This window comes from Acinetobacter sp. S40, from assembly GCF_016624705.1.
GTDB lineage: Bacteria > Pseudomonadota > Gammaproteobacteria > Pseudomonadales > Moraxellaceae > Acinetobacter.
In genome coordinates, this window is record NZ_JACVTU010000001.1 from 156,056 (window position 1) to 181,538 (window position 25,483).

The window sequence follows — 25,483 nt, forward strand, 5'->3', positions numbered from 1 at the left end:
TATCAAGGAAGGGAACAGCATGAATGAAATCTATCCAGTACCCGAAGAATTCAAAAAAACAGCGCGGACGCTTGAAGCGGATTATTTTGAGCGTTATCAGAAATCGATTGAACAACCTGAGGAGTTCTGGGCAGCGGAAGCGAAACGACTGGACTGGATGAAACCCTTTACTCAGGTTAAAAATACCAATTATGAGGCAAAAAACTTTAAGATCGAATGGTTCGCCGATGGTGAATTAAATGTTTGTGCTAACTGTTTGGATCGACACCTGAAAGAACACCCACACAAACCTGCGATTATTTGGGAAGGTGACCACCCATCACGCCATAAAATTATTTCATTTAAAGAGTTATACGACGAAGTTTGCCGATTTGCCAATGTCTTAAAAAAATACGGTGTAACTAAGGGCGATCGTGTGGTGTTGTACATGCCAATGGTCTCCGAGGCTGCAATTGCGATGTTAGCCTGTGCCAGAATTGGCGCGGTACATTGTGTGGTTTTTGGGGGATTTTCTCCCGATTCACTGGCCAGTCGTATTGAAGATAGTCAGGCAAAACTGGTCATTACCGCTGATGCAGGAATGCGTGGTGGCAAACAGCTACCACTCAAGGAAAGTGTCGATGAAGCGCTGAAACTTGATGGAACCAGCAGTGTAGAGCATGTCATCGTGGTACATCGTACAGGTAATCCAATTCATTTCGAAAAAGGACGAGATCTTTGGTATCACGAGGTGATTACTGAGGTCAATGAGATCTGTCCACCTGAACCAATGAAAGCTGAGGATCCTCTTTTTATACTTTACACGTCTGGTTCAACCGGAAAGCCGAAAGGAGTGTTGCATACCACAGGTGGCTATCTGGTCTATGTGAATTCGACGTTTAGAGAGGTCTTTGATTTAAAACAGGACGATATTTATTGGTGTACTGCGGATGTTGGCTGGATTACTGGACATAGTTATTTGATTTACGGACCATTATCCAATGGCACCACTACGCTAATGTTTGAGGGCGTTCCACAATACCCAACATGGGCTCGGATTGGACATATTGTCGATAAACATAATGTCACTATTTTATATACGGCTCCAACAGCTATTCGTTCCATGATGCGTGAAGGTGATGCCTATGTACGTGAAAGCGATCGCAGCAGTTTACGTCTTTTAGGTACTGTTGGAGAACCGATTAATCCTGAAGCTTGGTCATGGTACTACAATGTAGTGGGAGAAGCTCGTTGCCCTGTAGTAGACACATGGTGGCAAACCGAAACAGGTGGTATTTTGATTGCTCCATTACCCGGAGCGACGGCATTAAAACCAGGTTCAGCGACGTGGCCTTATTTTGGGGTACAGCCTGCACTGGTAGATGGTGAGGGCAATGAACTTGAAGGTGAAGCTGAGGGTAATTTGGTGATCAAGGATTCATGGCCGGGTCAGATGCGAACTATTTGGGGAGATCCTCAGCGCTTCATTGACGCTTATTTTTCTACATTTCCGGGTCGCTACTTTACTGGTGACGGTGCGCGCCGTGATAAAGATGGTTATTACTGGATTACTGGGCGTGTCGATGATGTGCTAAATGTATCTGGACATCGTTTGGGAACTGCTGAAATTGAAAGTGCGTTAGTGGCCCATGAACATGTTGCTGAAGCCGCCGTTGTGGGAATGCCACATGAAATTAAGGGGCAAGGTATTTGTACCTTTGTGACCTTACAGGCAGGCGTATCTGAGTCTGAAGAATTGCGAGCAGAATTAGTACAATGGGTCCGCAAACAGTTGGGACCGATTGCAACCCCTGATGCTTTACACTGGGCACCAGCTTTGCCTAAAACCCGTTCAGGGAAAATTATGCGTCGTATTTTACGTAAGATCGCAGCAAATGAACTCGATAGTTTGGGTGATACGTCGACCTTGGCCGAACCCGCAGTGGTTGAACATTTGATTGCAACGGTCTATCCAGATCGTTAAAATTAACCGATGAAAATACCGTCGACAAGGCGGTATTTTTATTTTAATGCTGAGTATTTTAAAGATTGTGATAAAGCATCGAGCTTAATTTTGTTAGGCTACCTATTTGATTTAAAAAATAAAGCAAGGATGAAAAACATGAATGCCGCTGATTTCTCACTTAATACTGATCCAGTTGAAATTGCTCAGCTATTGGCGTCAGAATTTTCAAAAACGGCAGCAGTTCGTGATAAACAGGGGGGCAACCCTAAAACAGAGCGCGATCAACTTCGTGCCAGCGGGCTATTGAGTTTGTCTATTCCTAAACAATATGGAGGAGTCGAGGCAGACTGGGCGACGATTTTTAAGACTATTCAAATTATTGCACAGGCTGATAGTTCACTGGCACATGTTTACGGATTTCATCATTTACTTATTGCTACGGTGCAATTATTTTCCAAACCTGACCAATATGCCCAATGGTTTGAGCAAACAACGCAACAACAATTATTTTGGGGGAATGCGCTAAATCCATTAGATCAGCGCGTTCAAGTTGAACAATTAAGTGAAGACGAATACCTCTTTCATGGAGATAAAAGCTTTTGTTCGGGGTCTATGGATTCAGATATTTTACTTTGTTCAGGTTATTTGAACGATAAATTATTAATTGGTGTAATTCCAAGTCAACGCGAAGGTCTCCATTTTCGAGGTGACTGGAATAATATGGGACAACGCCAAACCGATAGTGGTACGACCCATTTTGAACAGGTTAAAATTTTAAAAGATGAATTATTACTTCATCCAGGGCCATTAAGTACGCCTTTTGCCAGTTTAAGACCATTGATCGCCCAGTTGATATTTGTGCATTTATTTTTGGGAGTGGCAGAGGGCGCTTTTGAAACGGCGAGACAAGCAGTTCAGCATCAAAAAGCATGGTTTAAAGCACCAGTTGAGACCGCTATACAGGATCCGTACATTCAAAAACATTTTGCCGAATTTTATGTTCAGCTTGAAAGTGTTCGGTTGTTGTCGGAAAAAGCAATTAAGCACTTACAACAAGCATGGCAGCAGGGTGAACAATTGACTGCCCAACAACGTGGCGAAGTATCCATTGCAATAGCCACAGCAAAAATAGCAGCAACCCAAACAAGTCTTTTCATTAGCCAAAACATTTTTCAGGTAATGGGTGCACGTGCCACGACTGCTCAACTAAATTTGGATCGGTTTTGGCGAAATGTACGTACTCAGACTTTACACGACCCGATCGATTATAAATATCAGGAAGTCGGGGAGTGGGTGTTAACTGGGAAAGTACCTGAACCAAGTTTTTATTCTTAATTTTCTGAGGAGTTACATAGTAAATTAGTGGAAATATGGAGGGATTGTTGTTTTTATGTTTGTATTGAATGATAATTATTATTGTTAATATTAATATTCAATGGACTTAAAATGCCTTTCTTCGTTCAAACCCCTTTATCACTTGCTATATTTTCACTTCTTCTTTCAAGTATTTCCCCTATAGCGGTTGCAAAAGAAGAATCTTCAGATCAAGAAACTGCTGTACTTCCTTCCATCGTTTTACATGCAGATGAACAAGGGGATAAAACTGAGGGCACTGGAAGTTATAAAGCCAAAACTTCGAAAGGATCTGCTAAATTAACTTTGAGTATTCAGGAAACGCCTCAGTCTGTCAGTGTGATTACACGTGAGCAGATTGAACAAAGAAATTTAAATATTATTGATGATGTTTTAATGGCGACGCCAGGGGTCACGGTAACAAAGCTTGATAGTGAACGGTCTGCATACTATAGCCGTGGTTATTCAATTACCAATCGTCAAATTGATGGGATGCCCATTGGTGATAATAGCCCACGCACAGATAGCTTCTTTTTTGATCGAATTGAGGTTGTAAAAGGTGCAACAGGATTAACGGGTTCTACTGGGAATCCTTCAGCTACCATCAATATGATCCGTAAGCGTCCTAGCAAAGAATTATCAGGATATGCTTCTACCTCATTTAGCCGTTGGGATACGATTCGTAATGAAGCGGATGTTTCTGTACCACTGACACAAGATGGACGTGTACGCAGTCGTGTTATGGCGATGCATGAGCAGGGTGACTCCTATATGGATTATTATTCATTAGAGTCCACAGCAGCAATGGCGATGGTAGAGGCTGATTTTTCAGATCAACTAACAGGAAGCATTGGGTTTCAGTATCAGGATAATCAACCTAAAGGTTCCACTTGGGGTACTGTGCCTTATTGGAATGCAGATGGCAGTTTAGCCAACTTACCACGCAATTTTAGTTTGGCGAATCGCTGGAATACGATTAGTCAGAATGATCGTACTGCGTTTGCCGACTTAAGTTATAAATTTGCAAATGACTGGCTGGTTAAAGCCGCAGCTTCTTATTCTTATTCAAAAAATTTCTGGTTGATGTCTTATGGTGGAAATGGTTTCCCAAAACCTGATGGTACAGGCATAGGGCTGTGGTCAGCAGTTTATCCGACACAAGAATCCAAAAAAACAAATTTAGAATTATATGCTACAGGACCGTTTAAACTATTTAATCGAGAACATGAATTAATTCTGGGAGCAAATGGTTATCAGCGTTCCGATGATATTCCAACAGGTGCTCTTTATGGCAATATCGGTGACCAAGTGACCTGTACAGGAAAGAATGAAACAATCCCTAATAATATTGCTGGATCATGTTTGATTAATAACTGGCAAAGCTGGAATGGTAATGCCACAGCTAAGCCAAATTATACCGTAACACCTGCAAGTAAAGATGCGAAACAACAGAATTATGGTGTTTACAGTACGGTGCGTTTAAGCATTACTGATCCCCTTAAACTGATTGTGGGTGGACGATATAGTGAATATAAAGCAACGAATGGAACCAAAAGTGATGTAAAAGCAGATGCTTTTACCCCCTATGTCGGACTTACTTATGACATTACGCCTTTAGTGACAGCCTACGCGAGTTATACCGATATTTTTAGTCCAAGTACCAACAAAGATCGGAACAATAGATTTCTTGATCCAGAAACAGGAAAAGCCTATGAAATTGGGGTTAAGACTAGTTTGCTGAATGAACAATTATTGGCGACTGCTGCCATATTCCGCTCCGAAAAAGAGAATGTAGCAGTTCGTGATCTGGAGGCGATTAATCAAGGAATTAAAACAGATGATGGTGCCGATCCAATGATGGCATCAGCTGATGGATATAAGGTTGAAGGCTTTGAACTAGAAGCTATTGGCCAAATTACCAAAGGCTGGAATATTAGTGCGGGTTATACATATGTGAATAGTCTGAGCTCTCCACAAGTGAGTGCTTTAACCAACGTGCCGCAAAATCTGGTTAAAGTGTATACTAATCTGAGATTACCTGAAACATGGTGGGATGGTGCAGAAAAACTCAATGTGGGATTCGGTGTAAATTGGCAAAGCGAAGTGAAACGTAAATGGGGGGGCGCACCTAGTAATACCGATGGCTTTATTCGTCAAGACGCCTATTTTTTAGCCAGTGCCAATATCGGTTATGATTTTAGTAAAAACTTAAGTGCCAACTTACAATTTAATAATTTATTTGATGAAAAGTATTATCAGGAAATTGGATTTTATAACGGTGTTTATTGGGGAGAGCCACGCAACGTCACTTTAACGCTAAGAGCAAAATTCTAAGTTAAAATAAAATTAATTAGATTTAGCCTACTTTCAACTCAATGAATTAAGCGAGTCAAAATAAAAAGCCCCAAGCCGAGTCTTGGGGCCAATCTTTTTTATATTACGGCGTCTTTCTTGTTTTTATATTATTAATTTAGTGTTGATTAAGCAGATTTAGCAGAGGATTGTAAGGATTGTTGCTGTTCTAGCTCGCGAACTAAAGGCAAAACTTTTTCCCCAAAATATTCTACTTCTTCAATGAAATGCAGAAAACCTGAAAGAATCAAATCAACACCTACATTTTTTAGAGCCACGATGCGCTCAGCAATTTGTTGGGGAGTTCCGATTAAATTAGTTTTAAAGCCATCGTTATATTGCACCAAATCTTCAAAAGTTGATTTTGCCCAGTTGCCTTCACCTTCAGGACTGGCTGCGCCTGCCTGACGGGTTGCATCATCAAAAGCATTAACGGCTTCGATGTTGGCCTGATCAATAATTTCCTGTAACACAGCTTTGGCTTCTTCTTCAGTATCACGGGCGATGATAAACGCATTGACTCCAATTTTAACCTGATGATGATTCACTTTGGCTTTGGTTCGAATATCATCAATCTGCTTTTGAATTTCCTCTACGGTATTACCATTGGTGAAATACCAATCAGAAACCCGTGAAGCCATATCTCGTGCTGCACGTGAACTACCCCCCTGAAATATTTCAATATGCGGCTTTTGTAGAGGTTTAGGCTTTAAAGTATAATCTTTAAATTGATAGTATTTCCCCTCAAAGTTAAATTGATCTGTAGTCCAGATGCCCTTAATGCTACGAATAAACTCTTCAGAACGGGCATAACGTTCGTCATGTTCAGGCCATTCCTCTCCAATCGCATCAAACTCGCCTCTAAACCAACCACTAACAACATTAATGGCAATACGTCCCTGGGTAAGATAATCAATAGTCGCCAACTGCTTAGCCGCGAGTACAGGTTTCCACGGTCCAGGTAAAATCGCGGCAATTACTTTGAGCTTTTCAGTTTTGGCTAAAAGGGCATGACTAAAACTCACCGACTCATGTTGATTTTCTGCGCCATAACCTGCTGTAAAGCGGATCTGAGTTAGCGCATAATCGAAGCCATTGGCTTCGGCGGCCTGCGCCAAACGTACGTTATAGTCGTAGCTCCAGTCCGTACGCTGTTCAATATTACTCACCACAAGTCCACCACTAACATTGGGAACCCAGTAGGCAAACTGAATCGGCTGAGAGGAAAATTGTGTCATCGTCAAACCCTCTAAATGTGTTTTATTCGTCTTAAGCGACGTTGGTTTTTAAACTTTTATTAATTTTATGGTGCAAGCGTGATTCGGCTGCATCCAGATTTGGAACCGCCGCAGAAGGCAGAACTTCATCTTGTTCAATTTGTTTGTTAATACCTAAATTCTGATTGGCCTGTTCTGTTTTGGATTTAATCACTTCCGCGCGCTGACCTTTGGCAGGTGCCCATTCCAGAATAGGTAAGGCACGGGCGACTGCTAGGGTGATGCGATCGCGTAATAATTCACTCTTAATGGTATATTCAGGTGTGAAGTCGCGATCTGTGGCATATACACCGATTGGTAACGTTTGTGCCTGAAAAAAGCTGAACAATGGACGCAACTGATGCTCTAATACGAGCGCATGACGATCACTACCACCTGATGCTGCTAAAAGCACAGGTACATCTACCAAAGCAGTTTGTTCAACAAAATCAAAAAAATGTTTAAATAACCCTGTAAATGAAGCACGATAAACGGGTGTTCCGACTATGAGCGCATCTGCCGCTTCAACTTTGGCCAAATCATCCTGAACACGTTGTGGTAATTGATTGCGATAAATTGCTCCCCCTAACAAATGTCCAATTTCACTAAATTTAATAAAATGTATATTGATTGGGGTTGCTTCACCCAGTTCATTTAAAATTTCTTGAACCAGTGCTTCTGTTTTAGAGGGAGTATTTAAACCACCAGAAACTGCAACAATATTTAAAGGATTTAATGAACCATTTGAACTAGACATGAATAAACTCGATAACCTCAATAAAACTGTCTTTATTAATTCCTATTGAGCGGTCTAGGTAAAATAAGGAAATTACCAAAACTTATCTTTTTTAAAGATATATCGACAATGTGATTATAGATTTTATTTTTTTAAATTTAACTATTTGAATATTATGAATATAATATAAAATCATATATTTATCTAATTTTAAAACAGGATTATATAAAAAACTGCTGAACTTTTTCCTGAACTTAAAATTGGAAAAAATTGACCAAAATTACGTGCCAATACGACATTTAGGCGAAAAATTGGGTAATATGGCATATCCTTAATAGCCAGAGTGTGGTTAGAATAAACTGACCGTGCCAAAGATTTCTCATTTCGCTTATGAATATATTAATCGTTGATGATCATCCGCTATTTCGTCATGCTCTCATTCAAGCTGTACGATATAGTTTTCCGCAAGCACAGATTCATGAGACTGCTGCCGTCAATGAATTTTATGAGCGTTTGGAAAGTGGCGCTGAACCTGATTTAGTGTTACTGGATTTAAACCTGCCAGGAGCATCTGGCTTTTCAGCTTTGGTACATGTGCGGGCGCAGTATCCTTCCATTCCGATTATTGTTGTTTCTGCGCATGAAGAAGCATCTATCATTCAACGAGCCATTGCACACGGCGCGATGGGTTACATTCCAAAATCTGCGCATCCAAGTCATATTGGTGAAGCGATTCGTCAGGTACTAGAAGGTGAAATTTGGTTACCGCCAAATTTGCCGAATAATGTAAGTTTTGATCCACGGGCTGCCGACGAAACTGAACTGGCTGAACGTATTCAATCGCTGACACCGCAACAGTTTCGTGTCTTAATGATGGTGGCTGAAGGCTTGTTAAATAAACAAATCGCGTATGAATTGGATGTTTCAGAAGCGACCATTAAAGCCCATGTTACCGCAATTTTCAGAAAGTTAGGTGTACAAAACCGTACACAAGCAGTTCTTGCGATTAATGCATTAAATATTGAAGAAAAGCGAAAATAAAATAGACAAAAGATATTTATTTTCATAATTAGGATCTCCAGCGAGATCCTTTTTTGTGCTTGGAAAATACAGAGATGATCGTTTAGTCATCTCTTGGCCCCAGTCATGTGCTTACAATAATGATAAATGCATCACACTTATTAATATTAAATTAAGTAATTCAATTAAAAAAGAAAATAAAAAGAAGTCGTTGGCGCGTTTTTTGCTAAATCCATCTTAGTCATCATTTAAATAGTAATTACAAAAGGGGCGGGCACGAGAGGCCTGGGGGGATGCGTGTGAAGAATAATCAATTGAAATATGCAATGATTGCAATACTGGGGATGATTGTATCCACCCAGCGAGTTTGGGCAGAAACTGCACCATATATGACCGACATGAGTACAATTAGCGCAGGAAATACAGCATGGATGCTCACCTCAACTGCGCTAGTATTGTTGATGACCATTCCAGGAATTGCCTTATTTTATGCAGGAATGGTACGTAAAAAGAACGTATTGGCGACTTCCTTGCAAAGTTTAATCATCGTGTGCATTTCTACTATTTTATGGGTGGTAATTGGTTATAGTCTGGCTTTTACACCTAACTCACCGTTTATTGGTGGACTCGATCGCGTCATGTTAAATGGCGTTGATTTTAATGTATTACAACAAAAGCTTTCTGTAAGTCATATTGCTCCTAGTATTCCAGAGAGTGTCTGGGTCATGTTTCAGCTGACCTTTGCCATTATTACCCCTGCTTTAATTACAGGGGCATTTGCTGAACGGATGCGTTTTTCAGCCATGTTACTGTTTATGGTGTTCTGGATTTTATTGGTATACGTTCCTGTCGCACATTGGGTTTGGGAGCCGGGTGGCTGGCTGGCTCAATTAGGTGCGCTGGACTTTGCAGGTGGTACCGTCGTGCATATTAATGCGGGGGCCGCGGGATTGGTTTGTGCCTATATGTTAGGTAAGCGTCGTGGTTATGGTCGTGAGCCGTTTATTCCAAATAATCTGATGTATACCTTTATTGGAGCATCCTTGCTGTGGATTGGCTGGTTTGGTTTTAATGCCGGTTCAGCAGGTGCCGCCGATGGTCGTGCAGGTATGGCGATGCTGGTTACTCAGATTGCAACAGCCGCAGGGGCATTAACATGGTGTCTGGTTGAATATTTAGCTCGACAAAAAGTAACTTTATTAGGCGCTTGTTCAGGAGCAGTCGCAGGTTTGGTTGCTATTACGCCCGCTTCTGGTTTTGTCGGAGTGAGCGGTGCATTGATGATTGGTTTATTGGCTGGAGTTTGCTGTTATTGGGGTGCAACGGGCTTGAAGCGATTGCTCAAAGCAGATGACTCACTAGATGTATTTGGAATTCATGGCGTGGGTGGGATCGTTGGGGCAATTCTAACCGGTGTATTTGCTCAAAAAACCTTATCAGGTGCTGAAGCGAGTGTCATGACTCAAACGATTGGTGCCGTAGTCACCTTTATTTATAGTGCATTTATTTCATTTGTAATTTTATTCATTCTCGACAAAATTGTTGGTCTCAGAGTGAATGAAGAACAAGAACAACTTGGATTGGATCTGGCTCAACATGGAGAACACATTCCTTAAAAGAGAATGCGAGCCATACAAATGTCCTGTGAAAAAAACCACAGGCATTGTTGTTTAAATCAATCAGGAGTTTGGACATGAAAACCATTTATACAGATGATCCATTAGTCAATAATGAATTATTTACCTTAGCAACACAGCTTTATGTGCGTTTACGCCGTGAAACAGGGAGAGTGGTTGATGCCGTTTATATGGCACAAAATGATGCCTATGCACATGAAATTATGCATCTGGCTGCATCGGTTGATGATCGTGAACTAAAAAATCTGGCAGAAAAATTAAACAAGATTTTAAATGGTGCTGCTACACAAGCTTTAACAAATAGTCTGAATAACGAAACTAAGACTTCTGGGTTGAGAAGTAGTAGTGCGGAATTACAGGCCGAACTGCAACAAGAGGAAGTACCACATCATTATATTGGTGCATTACGTTAAGATAGGTCTGTACGAGTATAACGATGAAAACACACGTGCAGATATATAATATGATCTAAACCAGCCGTTGAGAACTGGTTTAGATCTTTACACTTATGCAAGACAATCTTGTTTCAGAGTAACACCGTCACAGTACAAAGGATTAAGTGCGCATTGTAAATCGTCAATTTGCTCCTGAGTCACATAGCCTTTTTGTTTTAAGTAATCGGCAACACGATCATCACGCAAACTCAAAAATGCCGCATCATAAACGCTCAAATCAACAAATAGCGCGGCTGTTTCCAAACTATTAAAACGGTCAAGAAAAATATCATCACCGTACATTAAAAAGATGTGATCTAGGTCAGCACTCGCTTCTACATCTAAACGTTGTGCTAACTGCTGTGGTGGAGTTTTAATGAACAGTAAGTCAGAGAGTTCATCAAATTGGGTGGTATCGAGTACATCCGCATTATTTTTTACACGACCTAACCATGCCTTAAATACCAAAACGGCTCCACCCCGCAGAAGCATGCTCCAAATTTGATGACGTGTGGCATGATCAAGAGTGGCTGTTTCAGTCTCAAGTATCTCAAGCAGCTTATTTTCCTGTTGGGCCAACTTGTCAAATAAACCTAAACCATGTGGATGATAGGCAGCGGGTGCAAATACATCAAAATGAAGCTCATTAAAGACATTTAATGCCAGGGGTATAGCACTACGATAAATGGTGTCTAAGGCTTGTACATGAGTTGGATTCAATTTGCTATGGTTAAATAAATTTTGCCAGTCAATGTCAGGGAGGATGGCATTGGCACTATATTCACGATAAAACTGAAGTGATTTATGTTGACCGTGAGGAACAGCCTCTGAAATGTTCATGATCGTTATCCTTTAAAAATAATTCTGTCAATTTCCATTGTGTTTGGGTCAGCCAAAATAGTGACGGTCTTGCTCCATCAAGAAATCGACTTTTACTGTTCTTTTTATGAGGTATTCAGAAAGCAAGGTGTATTAGACTAAAGTTCTATATTGTACTTATATCTTTAATTTATTATAAAAAACAATTAATTATTTAATTGTAACTAACTGTGCAAAAAATTTCTTACAATTTGGTGAGTCTTTGCCATAGTGAATTAAAAATTGAAAACTTTCGTCAATCAAGTCATAGCAAAAAGTGCTCTTTCTGAGCACTTTCGCCTACTAGTCAAAATAAAACGCCAAGTTTCATATTTAAATGTAAACTTAAACTGAAAAATGTATCTATTTCACCTTCGCTTAAGAAGATGAATGGATTTTTAGACCTGATAACCAAGCACGTAATCCAGCAGGTTTCAGTGGTTTTTTCAACAATACGATATTCATTTCTTTTAAACGCTGAGGTAATTCAGGATCTGAATCTGCGGTGATTAATGCCACAGGAATTGCAGCAGGGCGATGGGCCAAAATGAAATCGAGCCCAAGTTGATCCTGATTTAAATGCTGATCAATCAGCCAAACTTGAATATCCTCAGTTTGGATCATTTTCAGGGCCTGTTCAGGTTCGGTTGCTTTGAATACATCATAGCCCCATTTGGATAATAAAGCCGCCATACCTTCCAAAATGGTTTCATCATTATCCAGACACAATACCCGATAGCCTGTCGCCACCATTGCGATATTCTGTTGTGTGGTAATTACTGTCTTTTGTGGAGCAGGAACAGTCGGAACTTCAATCATAAAACATGAGCCTTTGCCTAGCTCAGAATACACTTCCACAGGATAGTCCAGCAGACTGGTCATTCGTTGCACGATCGCTAAGCCTAAACCCAGCCCTTGCTCACCCCAAGGTGAAGTGTGTCCACAACGTTCAAACTCCTGAAAAAGCTTAATGCGCTGTTCTTCTGAAATTCCTGGGCCTGTATCCCATACGCCTATGCGTATGTGCTGCGGTTTTTTTGCACAGCGTAACACCCCCACCACTACACGACCAGATGCAGTATAGCGCAATGCATTACTGACAAAGTTTTGAATAATACGACGTATCCATTGAGGATCAGTATCAATCCAGAATTGTGCATCATGCACTTTAAGCTGAATATTACGTTGCGCAGCAATCGATTTAAACTGCAATGAAAGGTCACTCAGCAAATCATGCAATGGATAAGCTTGTCGTTTCGGTTGTAATGAACCACCTTCCAAACGGGCAATGTCGAGCAGGGCAGACAACATACTTTCAGCCCCATAGAGTGCGCGATCAAGTTGTTGTAGGGTTTGGCGTTCCTGTTCGCTATGCACACTTTGTTCAAGTACGGTACTAAACAGTCGAGCCGCATGCATGGGTTGTAATAAATCATGACTGGCTGCAGCAATGAATCGACTTTTAGACATATTGGCTTTGTCTGCTTGTTCCCGTGCCAATTGCTGTTCGGTTAATGCATCTGCCAACTGCTGAGTTCGATCCATCACTCGTGCTTCCAGCATGGCTTCATTTTCACGGAACGCCGTAATATCAGCAAAAGTCGTAACAAAACCTCCACCCTCGATGGGATTACCACGCATCTGAATCACACGACCGTCTTTACGAATACGTTCAAATTCATGAGCGCTACCGACCTGCATCCAATGAATACGCTTGCGGACGTGTTCTTCAACTGAACCGGGGCCGCATTCGCCGCGTTCAGCATTGTAACGAATTAGATCGGCAATCGGACAGCCGACATAGACCAGATCTTTGGGATAATCAAATAGTTTCAGATACTGATTATTCCATGCCACCAGGCACATATTTTCATCGACGACACTCACGCCTTGTGTCATATGATCAATCATGGTCATGAGCAGGTTTTGATTAAAACGTTGCCATTGAGAAGCTTGATCCAGAATATTAGCAACTTGTCCCAAAGCCAGACCATTGTTGACCATGGCAGTGGTCAGCAAGGTTCGTGCAGAAGCTGCACCGATGGTTCCAGCCAAGTATTGTTCTGTAAAACGCCACCACATACCATTGGCAAAACTATGTTCGTTTAATAAAACGTTGTTTTGATTGCTAAATTGTTCAAAGGCTTGTTGTGTTGGTCGATCCCCAGTAATGCGCTTGGCCAGTGTAATCAAATCACCTACTCGGAGTCGTGCTGCATCGTGATGCAGATAATTCATATCTGTCGAAGTCTGGTGAGCAGGCAGGGGTTTGGTTTCATAATAAAAGAAACTTTCGGCCTGAATTTGTTCTGCAACGCTCGGACGATAAATACGTGAAATCCAGACATATAAAATAATATTTAGACCAAGCGCCCAAATTACACCATGCGTCAATGGAGCAAAAGATTCAAAACCCAAGAGTGCTTCTGGACGTAACCAGCTGATCCCCAAAGGGCCTGAAGTCAAAAAATGATAGGAAAAATCCTGATATTGATCAGGCAGGCTTCTTAAAATTGTAGGCAGTAATAGTGTGTACATCCACATTAAAAAGCCAACAACCAGTCCCGCATAAACGCCTTGACGACTGCCCCCACGCCAGTACAATCCTCCAATCAGGGCAGGTGCAAACTGGGCCACGGCACTAAAGGCCAGTAAACCGAAAACTGAAAGTTGGTCAATGTCATTGAAAAAATGAAAGAATAAAAAACCCAGAAGCATGACTGCTAGAATGCAAATGCGACGGGTAAATTTTAACATTTGTGGTAAGCGAGTATCGTGGCGCGAAATCAGGTTAAAGCGCCATAAGGCTGGCATGATTAAGTCATTACTCAGCATAATCGACAGTGCGACAGAAGACACCAGCAACATACCAGTAGAAGCGGAAAAACCACCCAGAAAAGCCAATAATGTGAGCCATTCCTGATTATAGCTAAGCGGTAAAGACAACACGGCTACATCAGGAATAGTCAAAAATTGTGGAGCCGCATGTAGGGCCCAACTGGCGATTGGAATAATTGCTAAAGTGGTTAAAATCAAATACGCGGCAAACCAGCGTCGTGCGCCACGAATATGTTTTTCATCCCGCAACTCCACTACAGCCACATGAAACTGACGAGGCAGGCAGATGATTGCCAAACCTGCGAGCAAAGTTTGTATCCAGAAAGTTTCAGGGACACCAAATAACTGAACTTCGTGGAAAGTTTTGGCAATATCATGGCTGATTTGGAGGACGTTGGTTGGGGTTTCAAAAATAAAAAACAGCGCAACACAAATCAGTGCAGAGAGTTTAACAAAAGATTCAAACGCAACAGCCAGCATTAAACCGCCATGTTGTTCCGTATTAGCGATTTGGCGTGTACCGAACATCATGGCCAGTATCGCCAGTACTCCTGTCATCAACAGGACACTATTGGTGGTCGTATTTAAGTGCGGTCCTTGATCTAGTACTACTGAAGCGCTCAGTGCAATAGCACGTAACTGTAGGGCGAGATAGGGGATGATTGCGATCACTGCAAGAATAGTAACCAGTGATGCTAAAGTGCCACTTTTGCCATAGCGTGCTGCAATAAAATCGGCAATAGAGGAAATCGCATGATGGCGGCGTACTCGACCCAAACGTCGCCAGATGTCATACCCAAACCAGATAAATAATAATGGGCCTAAGTAAATCGGCAGGAAAATAATACCTTCCCGAACAGCAGCACCTGTCGCTCCATAAAAAGTCCAAGATGAACAATAAACCCCTAAAGTTAGGCTGAACAACAGCATTCGCCCGCGTGTACTCAGACGACTGGCATGCTTTTCACCAAAAAAAGCACAGAGGAATAAGACTAAAATATAAAGGGCCAATACCCCAATAATAAGCCAGCTGTTCATAGCACCTAAACTGTTCAACGCTTGGCCTATCATACCTTAAGCTAAACTAAAGCTTCTCATTTTGTATGAAATTTAGCGACCAAAGTCTAAGTTACGAACCTTATACAAGCTTGTTAATTTAGTAGCGTAAAGAAAAAGGATTAAAAAGCGCCCATCGATGGCCGCTGTAAAAGGAGTAGTTTATGGATGACGTTCAGGTAGAGCGAATTCTACAAAATCCAAAATTTAAAAAAATGGTTAGCAAGAAAGCGACATTAAGTTGGACACTCACAGGAATTATGTTGTTTGTTTATGTCGGATTCATGCTACTCGTTGGATACAACAAAGAATTTTTAATGAGTTCATTTAGCGGTGGTGTGACAACTTGGGGAATTCCTTTAGGTTTAGGCATTATCGTATTATCTTTTGTGTTATGCGCCGTGTATTCCTATATTGCCAATAATACGCTCGATCAACTAAATGAAGATGCGTTAAAAGAAGTTGAGGCCATTGCTCACGAGAAAGGATTACACTAATGATGAAATGGAATTCATTTAAGGCCCAAGCCATTATGGCAGTCACTGCGATGTTATCCACAGTCGCAATGGCAAGTCCTGATCTGGGTCAGGCGCAGCAGCAAGCCACCAACTGGCATGCCATCATTATGTTTGTGATCTTTGTGGGCGGAACCTTGTTCATTACCAAATGGGCAGCTAAACAAACCACAAATACCAAAGATTTCTATACTGCAGGCGGGGGCATTTCTGGTTTTCAGAATGGTCTGGCGATTGCGGGGGACTACATGTCTGCCGCATCTTTCCTCGGTATTTCCGCGATGGTATTTAGCTCAGGTTTTGACGGTTTACTTTATTCACTCGGTTTTATGGTGGGTTGGCCAATCGTTTTATTCCTGATTGCAGAACGTTTGCGTAATCTGGGTAAATATAACCTGTCCGATGTAGTGTCATTCCGTCTGGAAGAAAAACCAGTGCGTACTTTGGCTGCGTTTAGCTCACTAGTGGTTGTTGCATTCTATCTGATTGCACAAATGGTGGGTGCAGGGCAGTTGATCAAACTGTTGTTTGGTTTGAACTATAATATCGCAGTGGTAATTGTAGGCTTGCTCATGATGGCTTACGTGATCTTTGGCGGCATGTTAGCAACCACATGGGTACAGATCATTAAAGCAGTACTTTTACTTTCTGGTGCAACTTTCATGGCCTTTATGGTTATGAAAGCAGTGGGCTTTAGCTTCAGCAATATGTTTAACCAAGCAATTGATGTCTATTCGACTGTACGTCATATTAGCTTTGAAGATGCGGCTAAAATCATGGGGCCAGGTAGTTTGGCATCCAATCCGATTGATGCGCTTTCTCTAGGCTTGGCCTTAATGTTTGGTACAGCAGGTTTGCCACATATTTTGATGCGTTTCTTTACTGTAAAAGATGCTAAAGAAGCTCGTAAATCAGTTGTGGTTGCGACAGGTTTTATTGGTTACTTCTACTTGCTTACTTTCATTATTGGTTTTGGTGCAATTCTATTCGTATCAAACAATCCACAATTTCTTGATGTTGCTAAAGCAGCAGTTACAGGTAAATTAGAGCTTTTAGGTGGTAACAACATGGCTGCGGTGCATTTAAGTGATGCATTGGGCGGTGACTTGTTCATGGGCTTTATTTCAGCGGTGGCTTTTGCAACGATTCTTGCGGTGGTGGCTGGTTTAACCTTGTCTGGCGCATCTGCGATTTCACATGACTTATATGCCAACGTATTTAGAAAAGGTCAAACTACACCTGAGTCTGAATTACGCATGTCTAAAATTGCAACAATGGGACTTGCTATATTTGCGATGATTTTAGGCATCTTGTTTGAAAAGCAAAACGTGGCATTCATGGTCGGTTTGGCTTTCTCGGTTGCGTGTTGTGCCAACTTCCCAGTCCTCGTATTGTCGATGTTCTGGAAAGGCTTAACTACACGTGGTGCAGTCATCGGTGGTGTAGTAGGTCTAACAACTGCTGTGGTACTTATTATTCTGTCTAAGGCAGTGTGGGTCGATACGTTAAAGATCTCTGATACACCAATTAATCCATTCAACGGCCCTGCAATCTTTGCAATGCCATTGTCATTCCTGTGCTGCTGGTTCTTCTCTATTACGGATAACTCAGCACGTGCTCAAGCAGAACGTAAAGCATTTGATGCACAATATGTTCGCTCAATGACAGGGGTCGGGATCTCTGGTGCTTCAGATCACTAATATCTGATCAATAAGTCAAACCTAAAAAGACTGCCTTTTAAGGCAGTCTTTTTATTTTCTAATCAATGAAAGCTGACATTATGCCGATATATTTTAGGGCATCTTATTTCTTGGTATAAACTTGGCCATTGATTTGCATTTTCCATTGACCATTTTCCTTGTAGGGCGCATGGTCAACTTTAAAGCCTTTGCTGAGTTCGCCTTGTCCAATTTCAAAGCTATTATCATTAAATTCGGTAATGGTCGCTTTAATATCAGAATGTGCTGTCAAGCTGACTTCACTCTCTGGGGTTTTCTGATCTTGATGTTCATTATGTTTATAAGTCACTTGACCGTTCTTTTCTATTTTTAAGGTATCGGTGCTACTTTGCCAATCGCCAATATAGTCAGGATGTTGTTCCAGCATAGGGTTGGTTTTACCACAAGCTGTCAAAACAAACGCCAAACTTAGAGTGAAAAATAGTGAAGCGCGTTTCATTTGTTATCACCTTATTGAATTATTTCAAAATATTATGCGATATTAGGCTGTAACAAGTTGCAGTATTTTGAGCATTTTCTGTGAAATACTTTTTACATAGACACTCTTTACTTTATGCCATAAGCCAAGCGAAGATGAGCTGAAAATGTAGAACTTGAAGCAATTTTTTTGTTAAAAAACAACAATACTGGATATAAAATGCAGACATTGAAAGAATTCTGGCAAGGCTTTCGCTTATTGCCTTCAGCATGGTTGTTACTCGTGCAGTTGTTTATTTTAATTCTTTCATCCTTAACCAATAATAGTCATTTATCTTATCGTGCCATTAGCTGGGTGCTTGGAGCATTAGCGTTACTGATTATCGCAAAAGTCATTCGACAGTCACCTGCTTTTACCGCATTGGGGTTGTTATTTGTTAGTGGGGCTTTCGTATTCTCTTTTCTGCTTTTATTAGGCTATCGTGAGCCATTTATACAAATTATGGCGCATGGTTTTGAAAGTCTGGCTTACTTCTATGCAGCGTATGGTCTTTTGCGTTATATGTTTGCTGATCGTTATCTGACCAAAGATGAGCTGTTTGCTGCAGGAGCTGTATTTACTTTACTCGCCTGGGGGTTCGCATTTCTCTATAATATTTGTCAGTTGATTGTGCCAACCAGTTTTATTAAGGCTGATTATACGGGTTTAAAAAGCTGGCTAGATTTATTGTTTTTAAGTTTTAGTCTCCAATCTGCAACGGGTCTTTCAGATATTGTTCCTTCTGGTGCAGCAGCGCGAGTGATTGCCATTATTCAGATGTTTGGTGGTGTCATGTATTTGGCCGTTATTGTTTCGCGTCTGATTGCGCTTCAGTATATTCGACATATGCCAAAACAATCCGAGCATAAAGATCAATAAAATTCTGTTACAGCTCTACAACGTTCTTTATGGAAACTCTCCATAAAATATAAAAGTTAAGAGTCAAGTTGCTGTTCTTTAAAGATAAGCATGCTCTTATACATTTTTCACTTTTTGTGTTGTCTTGTGTGATTGTGATGATCACGTCTTTATTAAAAATAATCTGGGGGATGTATGCCTTCCAAAACGTCATCTTGGATGAGTAATATCAATCCAAATGTGTTTTTTAGTACACTTGCAATCATTGCGATTTTTCTCGCAATTGTCATTGTTACGCCTAATTCATTTGAGTTATTGACTCAACAGCTTAAAGACTGGATTACCGAATCGTTTAGCTGGTTTTATGTATTATCCGTTGCTCTTTTTTTGATTTTATTGATTGTGATTGCTTGTTCATCTAGCGGTAAAATTAAATTAGGTCCTGATCATAGTCAGCCTGAATATAGTAATAGCTCTTGGTTCGCCATGCTATTTACAGCAGGAATGGGGATAGGTTTAATGTTTTTTGGGGTTGCAGAACCGATCATGCATTATGTCACGCCCCCGACAGGAGAGCCGGAAACGATTCTTGCCGCGCAGCAAGCAATGCGTGTTACCTTTTTCCATTGGGGCCTACATGCGTGGGGAATCTACGCTATCGTGGCTTTATCACTGGCTTATTTTGCCTATCGGCATAATCTACCTTTAAAAATTCGCTCCTCACTTTATCCGTTGATTGGCAAGAAAATTTATGGGCCAGCAGGGGATGCAGTAGACACTTTTGCAACAATTGGAACCATTTTTGGAGTTGCCACAACGCTTGGTTTCGGCGTCACTCAAATCGGTTCAGGGTTAAACTATTTATTCGGTTTAGAGACAACCGCAACCTCACAGGTGATCCTGATTATCGTGGTCAGTGCGATGGCTGGACTGTCTGTTGGATTGGGACTGGATAAAGGGATTAAACGTCTCGCCGAACTTAATCTGGTTCTGGCTTTGATTTTATTAATGTTTGTGTTTTTTGCCAGCTCAACGATTTACCTCCTTCAAACCACCATTCAAAATGCAGGGCAATATGTTTCTAACCTGTTTGATATGACCTTTAATCTTTATGCCTATCAACCTACAGGCTGGATTGGTGGCTGGACGATTATGTATTGGGCATGGTGGATTTCTTGGTCTCCATTTGTCGGTATGTTTATTGCTCGGGTTTCTAAAGGGCGAACCATTCGTGAATTTATCATCGGTGTTTTATTTATTCCGACTGGGTTTACTCTAATCTGGATGGGGTTCATGGGCAATGCTGGATTGTATAGTGTAATTCATCAAGGAAATACAGGATTACTTGGAGCTATTCAGGGTGATTCATCCGTTGCATTATTCGCGTTTCTGGGAACCTTACCTTTGTCTGGGGTAATGAGTTTATTGGCAACCATTTTGGTCATGCTATTTTTTGTCACTTCTGCGGATTCAGGGGCGTTAGTTGTGGATTATCTAACGGCTAAATCTGAAAACTCATCGGTATGGCAGCGTTTGTTCTGGATTGTGGTCATGGCTGCACTGGCAATTATTTTATTGCTGGCAGGTGGCTTAACCGCATTACAGTCTGCAACGATTATGAGTGCATTGCCATTTACCGTGATTATGCTTTTAATTTGTTGGGGCTTGGTTAAGGCATTGAGGATTGATAGTACCAAAATGCAGGCCATTCAAGAGGCAAGAACTACGCCACGTGCCATTCAGAATCCAAGAAGTTGGCAGCAACGCCTCGGTTTAATTATGCATTATCCGCATAATAAGCAGGAAGTAGATGACTATATTCAGAACACTGTTAAGAAAGCATTTGAAAGTATTCAAAAAGAATTTAAACGTCGACATTTAACTGCAAAAATTGAAGATACTGAAAATGGTCTGGTACTTAAAGTCGATCATCATGATGAAATTAATTTTATTTATAATGTGGTTTCACGTGAAACAGTTCCCCCAAGTTTTATGGTGGATAATCTTGATGCACAAGAGATTGATGAGTATTTTCAGGCTGAAGTTTTCTTACGTGAAGGTGGGCAAAACTATGATGTTATGGACTGGACACAGGAAGATCTAATCCAGGATATTATTGACCAGTATGAACGTCACCTTTATTTCTTAAATGTGATGAGAACCAACTAAAATGAAAAGAGGACTCATATAGAGTCCTCTTTTTTTATTAAAATTCAGTTTACTTAGAAACGAACTTTTGCATTTAAACCGATAGTTTGAGTGTCAAGGTCAGAACCTTTCACATCAGCTTTCAGATAAGATGCACCTACAGCAACTGCTGGAGTAATGAAGTAATTTACATGACCACCCCAAGCTTGTTTAAAGCGACCAAGGTCATCACCTTTGATGTTTGCTTCGCCATCGTTACCGATAAATGTAGCACCCACACTGAGTTTTGGTGTCAAGTAAAGATCAGATTTTAAACCGTATTGGTTTTCTTGACCAAATGCACCTGCAACTTCAAAACCAACAGCCATATTTGTGCCATCAATAGGGCCAACATATTTAGCACGTGCAGTAATTGCGTCTTGGTCGTCCTGAATAGCTGCAGTTTGATTTACTGCAGAATAGATACCATTATTCATGATACCAAAAGTGTCTAAAGAGAACTGGTCAGCAACACTGGTGTAACCCACTGCCATTAAAAAGTTAGGTAGCAACATTGCACCAACTTCTAATGCATAACGGTCACCGTGGTCATCACGAGAAATAGCATTTTTACCATCAGCATCTGTGTGGTTATATGATGCGCTTGCATAGACAGGAACATAAGGTGTTGGAAGATAAGCTTCACCTTTTGCACCATAGGTACCAATATTGTAATTAATACCGTCTTTTTCATCGTATTGCTGATAGCTATAACCAAGAGAAACGCTAGACGCTTGATTTAAAAATGCTGCTTCTGCTAAAGGGCCTTTAGACGCATCAACATCCTTAAAATAGAATGTACCGTTAAGGTCACCTGTAAAGTTTTTATCATTTGCCGTTGTATCTACGAATTCAGATTGTCCCTGAACTTCAACTTGATACGCTTGTGCACCGGTCATGGCTAAAAGTAAAGCAGTGGCTAAACCGAGTTTTTTCATAATAGTTTCCAGCATTAACAAGAAAATTAAGCTGCCGTCATTGTATTGTAACAAATTATGAAGTCAATGATAGAAAGGACGGTCACTGATTGCCGCTCAAGAGCATTTAAGTGCTTGATTAAAAAGTGTTCATTTGGAACAAAAGTTGTCAACCTGCAAAAAGTACATTCTTTACAATTAGCTATCCTATAAAAAACTGAACTAGAATTTGCATTAAGAATAAAAAATAGACAGATTTTTAATTGTAAAAACTGATCAATTTGTATGAAATTATTGTTAAAAACTTTAATAAATTTGTATTTCTAAACCAAATTTTTGTGACTTTAAATAAATTTAAACAATAAAAAGTTAATTGTGTCACATATTGGGAATAATAAAATGCACCATTAAGGGGGTTAAACGTATAAAACGGTTAAAAAATTAACATTCAAATTAAATAAGTGTGATGGTCTCTGTAAAGAATGGTAAAAATCATGGAAAAAACATACTATTTTGCGTAAATGCGCTTTACATCTAGCAAATTTATTTAGATAATATCATTATTGAATCTTGACTATTTTGCTTGGATTTGGTCTATAGATTCTCCACTGAAATTGTTTTTAAAGTTTTAACTTTTATATGCCCAGCTTTCCCCAAGGCTGGGCTTTTTTTATGAGATAAATCAATTTTTAGGAGTTATAAATAGCTCGCCATTAAAATTTAAGATAAAAAAAACCCAACCGATAAGAGAGTGGTTGGGCCGAAAAGGATATTAGTAGGGAAGCACATCCGAAGGACATTGCTTAATCTATAAAAGAAGAATAACTCCTGAATATGTGTTAATTATGAATTTAGACTTTTAATCTGTAAAATTGATTATTTTAATTTTTTTAATTGATTTGTTAGATAGTGTCTGAGTTTTTCGTGTTTGAATTGGATTGCTGCACGCTTAGAAGACATTTAAACACAAGTAATTTAAAATATACGGTTTACTTACTGGAATTATTATTTGAAAAATCAATAAATTAAAGCGATGTGTTCATCATTAACCTTGTATTAGGTATTAGGCAGTTTTTAAGCTAATATAATCAATTAGATCGAAAATAATACAGTTGATATATGGATCCGGACACAGGCGTGGGGAGTCGTACCTAAATATGCAAAAGTTAGGTTTGAGGTCTATTCGTCAGCGCTTATTTCTTTTTATGGCGATGATTATCTTGTCATTACTGTGTATTTGTTTTCCTTTGATTATTAATAGTTATCAAGCATTTCGGTCTGCTCAACAAGATTTAATTGGGATTCAATCTTTAAAATTATTGGCCCATACCGCCAATGAAATCTCAAGAGAGAGGGCTTTTGCGAATAAATTGATGTCGAGTTCCTATGCCAAGCAAGACTTTTATCGAAAAGCATTAGAGCAATATCGACAAGGGGTAGACCAAAATATTCGTGAAAATGTGGCTTTGCTGGAAGTCATTGGTCAAAATCAGGTTGCGGTTCAGTTGCAGCAAGACATGATACATGATTTAAAAATAGCACGTGATTTGGTCGATGAGTATGCAGCACTTCCAGATATTTCACGTACATCAGTGCAATATGATCATGCTGTTCTGGCTATGTTTGCTGCTTGGGACAGTTACCGTGAAATTTTACGGGCATTTGTGATTCAAAGAAACAGTGTAGATAATCAGCTTTCTGACTATATCACCATGATTTTATTGCTGTCAGATTTGCGCGATCAAGCGGGCAGAGTGGCTTCTAATATTATTGCGCCTGTCAGTTTTAGTGAGCAAATTCCGGATATGAATCGAGCGCGTTCACTTCAGACGCAGTATCAGGCGTTGTATCTTTGGAATTTGATCGATACTTTACAACCGCAATATGCCAAAACTCCAGAATATGAAAAACTCCATGATCAACTGAAGCATGAGTTTTTAGAGCAAGGCGTGGCTTTAGTCTCCGAGCTTTTAGATGAAAGTCGTCGTCATGAAGCTTATTCAATGACTGGTACCCAATTAACAGAGCGTATCGTCAATAAATTTGCGCCCGTGGTCAATTTACAAAAATATCTTTTGGACGTCAGTGTAGATGTTGCCGAAAACCGTAAGGAAAAAGCTGAGCGCCAGTTTATTCTGACTTTATTATTGTCACTTGTATCTGTTGTCGTCGCATTATTTACCATGAGTTTTGCGCAAAGACGTATTATTCATCCATTGATTCAAGCCCAAGAACAAATTCTTGAACTTTCAGATGGAGTTGTCGAGAGTTCGAGTGATCATCAGGGTAAAAAAGACGAATTTGCTTTGTTATTTAGTGCAATTAAAAAATTAAAGCGTATGTTACAGCAGCGTGATGCATTGGAGTTTCAGCTGCGCAATATTGCCAATACGGATGCTCTAACTGGTGTGTCTAATCGTTTGGCGCTGGATGATTATTTAACGATTTTAGCCCAGCATCCGCAGACTTTATCGCAACTTTGCCTGATGATTATTGATATTGATAATTTTAAGCGGGTCAATGACGAACATGGCCATATGGTTGGGGATCAGGTGATTCAACTGGTGGCAGAAGAATTAAAAATTTCTGTACGGAGTTCAGATCTGATTGTTCGTTATGGGGGGGATGAGTTTTTGGTTTTAATGGAAGATGTTGAATTAGAACAGGCTTTGAAATTGGCCGAAAATATTAGATTTAAATTAAATCAAAAGAAAATTTCTGTTTCTGACTTTGAAGTGCCGATACAGATATCGCTCAGCATTGGGGTTACTGTGGGAGCTGATAATTGGTTGGCTTTATTCCAAAAAGCCGATCAGGCTTTGCTCAGAGCAAAGGCCAAAGGAAAAAATGTGGTGGAGGGTACATAAGAATATGGGAAATGCTAAAACATTTTTACTAGAAATGTTTTAGAGTAAATCTATGATTTAATGTTGAGGCTGTTGTGAAAGAAATTTGTTAAATATCCAGTAACCGAGTATACCCATCGAAAGACATAAAAAATAAGGCAAAAGGCTATACAGTATAATGGTCTTTAAGGGCATCTTGAATAAAGTTGCACTCGTAGCGATTAATAGACAAAAAAGAAGTGATACAACGCTTGCATGGATATATTTTACTTCAGGTGCTTTAAGCGTAAAAATGTATCCTAAAATTGTTAAACCTAAATAAGATAACAGTTCGATAGCAGTATTAAGCTGATCTTGTTCAAAGAGTTGAGTCAGTTTTAATATTAAAAAAATAATAAATAGAAGAAGAAACCAGATAAAGCTATATTTTAAACACGATCTTAAATAATCCAATAACATGAAAAAATCTCTTTAAAAAA

At 40.1% G+C, this 25,483-nt stretch carries 17 protein-coding genes; 11 read left to right on the plus strand and 6 right to left on the minus strand.

Translation table 11 applies throughout. The annotated features are described in order from the left end of the window. The first annotated feature begins 19 nt into the window (after positions 1-19). The 3 genes from acs (at position 20) to IAE19_RS00755 (ending at position 5,632) form a co-directional block, all read left to right on the plus strand. Positions 20-1,963, plus strand: coding sequence for an acetate--CoA ligase (gene acs, locus IAE19_RS00745; protein WP_200459040.1), 1,944 nt, complete (start codon positions 20-22; stop codon positions 1,961-1,963). 138 nt (positions 1,964-2,101) lie between these two features. Further along, positions 2,102-3,280: an acyl-CoA dehydrogenase family protein gene (locus tag IAE19_RS00750; RefSeq protein ID WP_200459041.1), complete on the plus strand. Its 1,179-nt coding sequence runs from the start codon at positions 2,102-2,104 to the stop codon at positions 3,278-3,280. A gap of 111 nt (positions 3,281-3,391) precedes the next feature. Beyond that, positions 3,392-5,632 carry a TonB-dependent siderophore receptor gene (locus IAE19_RS00755; RefSeq protein WP_200459042.1) on the plus strand — a complete coding sequence of 747 codons (2,241 nt, stop codon included), beginning with the start codon at positions 3,392-3,394 and terminating at the stop codon, positions 5,630-5,632. Between the two features lie 146 nt (positions 5,633-5,778). Here the strand turns inward: IAE19_RS00755 and sfnG are convergent, their stop codons facing one another. Both sfnG and msuE read right to left on the minus strand, forming a co-directional pair. Then, entirely contained in the window at positions 5,779-6,888 is a 1,110-nt protein-coding gene (gene sfnG / locus IAE19_RS00760) for a dimethylsulfone monooxygenase SfnG (RefSeq protein ID WP_200459043.1), read from the minus strand. Positions 6,889-6,919: 31 nt separating this feature from the next. Continuing rightward, positions 6,920-7,663, minus strand: coding sequence for an FMN reductase (msuE, locus tag IAE19_RS00765; protein ID WP_200459044.1), 744 nt, complete (start codon positions 7,661-7,663; stop codon positions 6,920-6,922). A gap of 369 nt (positions 7,664-8,032) precedes the next feature. On the opposite strand from msuE, the gene IAE19_RS00770 reads away from it, so the two are divergent. From IAE19_RS00770 to IAE19_RS00780, 3 genes are all read left to right on the plus strand, one after another. Beyond that, complete coding sequence (locus IAE19_RS00770) at positions 8,033-8,683, plus strand: response regulator (protein ID WP_200459045.1); 651 nt, start codon at positions 8,033-8,035, stop codon at positions 8,681-8,683. A 278-nt stretch (positions 8,684-8,961) separates the two neighbouring features. After that, positions 8,962-10,278: an ammonium transporter gene (locus tag IAE19_RS00775; protein WP_200459046.1), complete on the plus strand. Its 1,317-nt coding sequence runs from the start codon at positions 8,962-8,964 to the stop codon at positions 10,276-10,278. Positions 10,279-10,355: 77 nt separating this feature from the next. After that, complete coding sequence (locus tag IAE19_RS00780) at positions 10,356-10,712, plus strand: hypothetical protein (RefSeq protein WP_200459047.1); 357 nt, start codon at positions 10,356-10,358, stop codon at positions 10,710-10,712. A 93-nt stretch (positions 10,713-10,805) separates the two neighbouring features. Here IAE19_RS00780 and IAE19_RS00785 read toward each other — a convergent pair whose 3' ends face one another. Both IAE19_RS00785 and IAE19_RS00790 read right to left on the minus strand, forming a co-directional pair. Beyond that, on the minus strand, positions 10,806-11,573 hold the full coding sequence (locus tag IAE19_RS00785) for a hypothetical protein (protein ID WP_200459048.1): 768 nt from the start codon (positions 11,571-11,573) through the stop codon (positions 10,806-10,808). A gap of 396 nt (positions 11,574-11,969) precedes the next feature. Next, the gene (locus IAE19_RS00790; protein WP_200459049.1) at positions 11,970-15,467 is read right to left on the minus strand and encodes a PAS domain-containing hybrid sensor histidine kinase/response regulator; all 3,498 of its coding nucleotides are present in this window, start codon (positions 15,465-15,467) and stop codon (positions 11,970-11,972) included. Between the two features lie 182 nt (positions 15,468-15,649). Here IAE19_RS00790 and IAE19_RS00795 point away from each other — a divergent pair, with 182 nt between their 5' ends. Continuing rightward, positions 15,650-15,982 (plus strand): DUF485 domain-containing protein, encoded by a 333-nt coding sequence (locus IAE19_RS00795; protein ID WP_200459050.1) that lies wholly within the window; start codon positions 15,650-15,652, stop codon positions 15,980-15,982. 2 nt (positions 15,983-15,984) lie between these two features. Continuing rightward, the gene (locus IAE19_RS00800) at positions 15,985-17,700 is read left to right on the plus strand and encodes a cation acetate symporter (protein ID WP_200459360.1); all 1,716 of its coding nucleotides are present in this window, start codon (positions 15,985-15,987) and stop codon (positions 17,698-17,700) included. Between the two features lie 103 nt (positions 17,701-17,803). Here IAE19_RS00800 and IAE19_RS00805 read toward each other — a convergent pair whose 3' ends face one another. Continuing rightward, complete coding sequence (locus IAE19_RS00805) at positions 17,804-18,178, minus strand: hypothetical protein (protein ID WP_200459051.1); 375 nt, start codon at positions 18,176-18,178, stop codon at positions 17,804-17,806. Positions 18,179-18,376: 198 nt separating this feature from the next. Between IAE19_RS00805 and IAE19_RS00810 the strand changes: the two genes are divergently transcribed. Both IAE19_RS00810 and IAE19_RS00815 read left to right on the plus strand, forming a co-directional pair. Beyond that, complete coding sequence (locus IAE19_RS00810; protein ID WP_200459052.1) at positions 18,377-19,075, plus strand: ion channel; 699 nt, start codon at positions 18,377-18,379, stop codon at positions 19,073-19,075. Between the two features lie 174 nt (positions 19,076-19,249). Beyond that, positions 19,250-21,223, plus strand: coding sequence for a BCCT family transporter (locus IAE19_RS00815; protein WP_200459053.1), 1,974 nt, complete (start codon positions 19,250-19,252; stop codon positions 21,221-21,223). A gap of 53 nt (positions 21,224-21,276) precedes the next feature. Here IAE19_RS00815 and omp33-36 read toward each other — a convergent pair whose 3' ends face one another. Further along, complete coding sequence (gene omp33-36 / locus IAE19_RS00820) at positions 21,277-22,179, minus strand: porin Omp33-36 (RefSeq protein ID WP_200459054.1); 903 nt, start codon at positions 22,177-22,179, stop codon at positions 21,277-21,279. A gap of 1,136 nt (positions 22,180-23,315) precedes the next feature. On the opposite strand from omp33-36, the gene IAE19_RS00825 reads away from it, so the two are divergent. Continuing rightward, positions 23,316-25,025: a sensor domain-containing diguanylate cyclase gene (locus IAE19_RS00825; protein ID WP_200459055.1), complete on the plus strand. Its 1,710-nt coding sequence runs from the start codon at positions 23,316-23,318 to the stop codon at positions 25,023-25,025. The last annotated feature ends 458 nt before the right edge of the window (positions 25,026-25,483 follow it).

Coding starts and splice junctions, on each gene's coding strand:
- acs (WP_200459040.1), top strand. CDS start 20: ATGAATGAAATCTATCCAGTACCCGAAGAATTCAAAAAAACAGCGCGG.
- IAE19_RS00750 (WP_200459041.1), top strand. CDS start 2,102: ATGAATGCCGCTGATTTCTCACTTAATACTGATCCAGTTGAAATTGCT.
- IAE19_RS00755 (WP_200459042.1), top strand. CDS start 3,392: ATGCCTTTCTTCGTTCAAACCCCTTTATCACTTGCTATATTTTCACTT.
- sfnG (WP_200459043.1), bottom strand. CDS start 6,888: ATGACACAATTTTCCTCTCAGCCGATTCAGTTTGCCTACTGGGTTCCC.
- msuE (WP_200459044.1), bottom strand. CDS start 7,663: ATGTCTAGTTCAAATGGTTCATTAAATCCTTTAAATATTGTTGCAGTT.
- IAE19_RS00770 (WP_200459045.1), top strand. CDS start 8,033: ATGAATATATTAATCGTTGATGATCATCCGCTATTTCGTCATGCTCTC.
- IAE19_RS00780 (WP_200459047.1), top strand. CDS start 10,356: ATGAAAACCATTTATACAGATGATCCATTAGTCAATAATGAATTATTT.
- IAE19_RS00785 (WP_200459048.1), bottom strand. CDS start 11,573: ATGAACATTTCAGAGGCTGTTCCTCACGGTCAACATAAATCACTTCAG.
- IAE19_RS00790 (WP_200459049.1), bottom strand. CDS start 15,467: ATGAACAGCTGGCTTATTATTGGGGTATTGGCCCTTTATATTTTAGTC.
- IAE19_RS00795 (WP_200459050.1), top strand. CDS start 15,650: ATGGATGACGTTCAGGTAGAGCGAATTCTACAAAATCCAAAATTTAAA.
- IAE19_RS00800 (WP_200459360.1), top strand. CDS start 15,985: ATGAAATGGAATTCATTTAAGGCCCAAGCCATTATGGCAGTCACTGCG.
- IAE19_RS00805 (WP_200459051.1), bottom strand. CDS start 18,178: ATGAAACGCGCTTCACTATTTTTCACTCTAAGTTTGGCGTTTGTTTTG.
- IAE19_RS00810 (WP_200459052.1), top strand. CDS start 18,377: ATGCAGACATTGAAAGAATTCTGGCAAGGCTTTCGCTTATTGCCTTCA.
- IAE19_RS00815 (WP_200459053.1), top strand. CDS start 19,250: ATGCCTTCCAAAACGTCATCTTGGATGAGTAATATCAATCCAAATGTG.
- omp33-36 (WP_200459054.1), bottom strand. CDS start 22,179: ATGAAAAAACTCGGTTTAGCCACTGCTTTACTTTTAGCCATGACCGGT.
- IAE19_RS00825 (WP_200459055.1), top strand. CDS start 23,316: ATGCAAAAGTTAGGTTTGAGGTCTATTCGTCAGCGCTTATTTCTTTTT.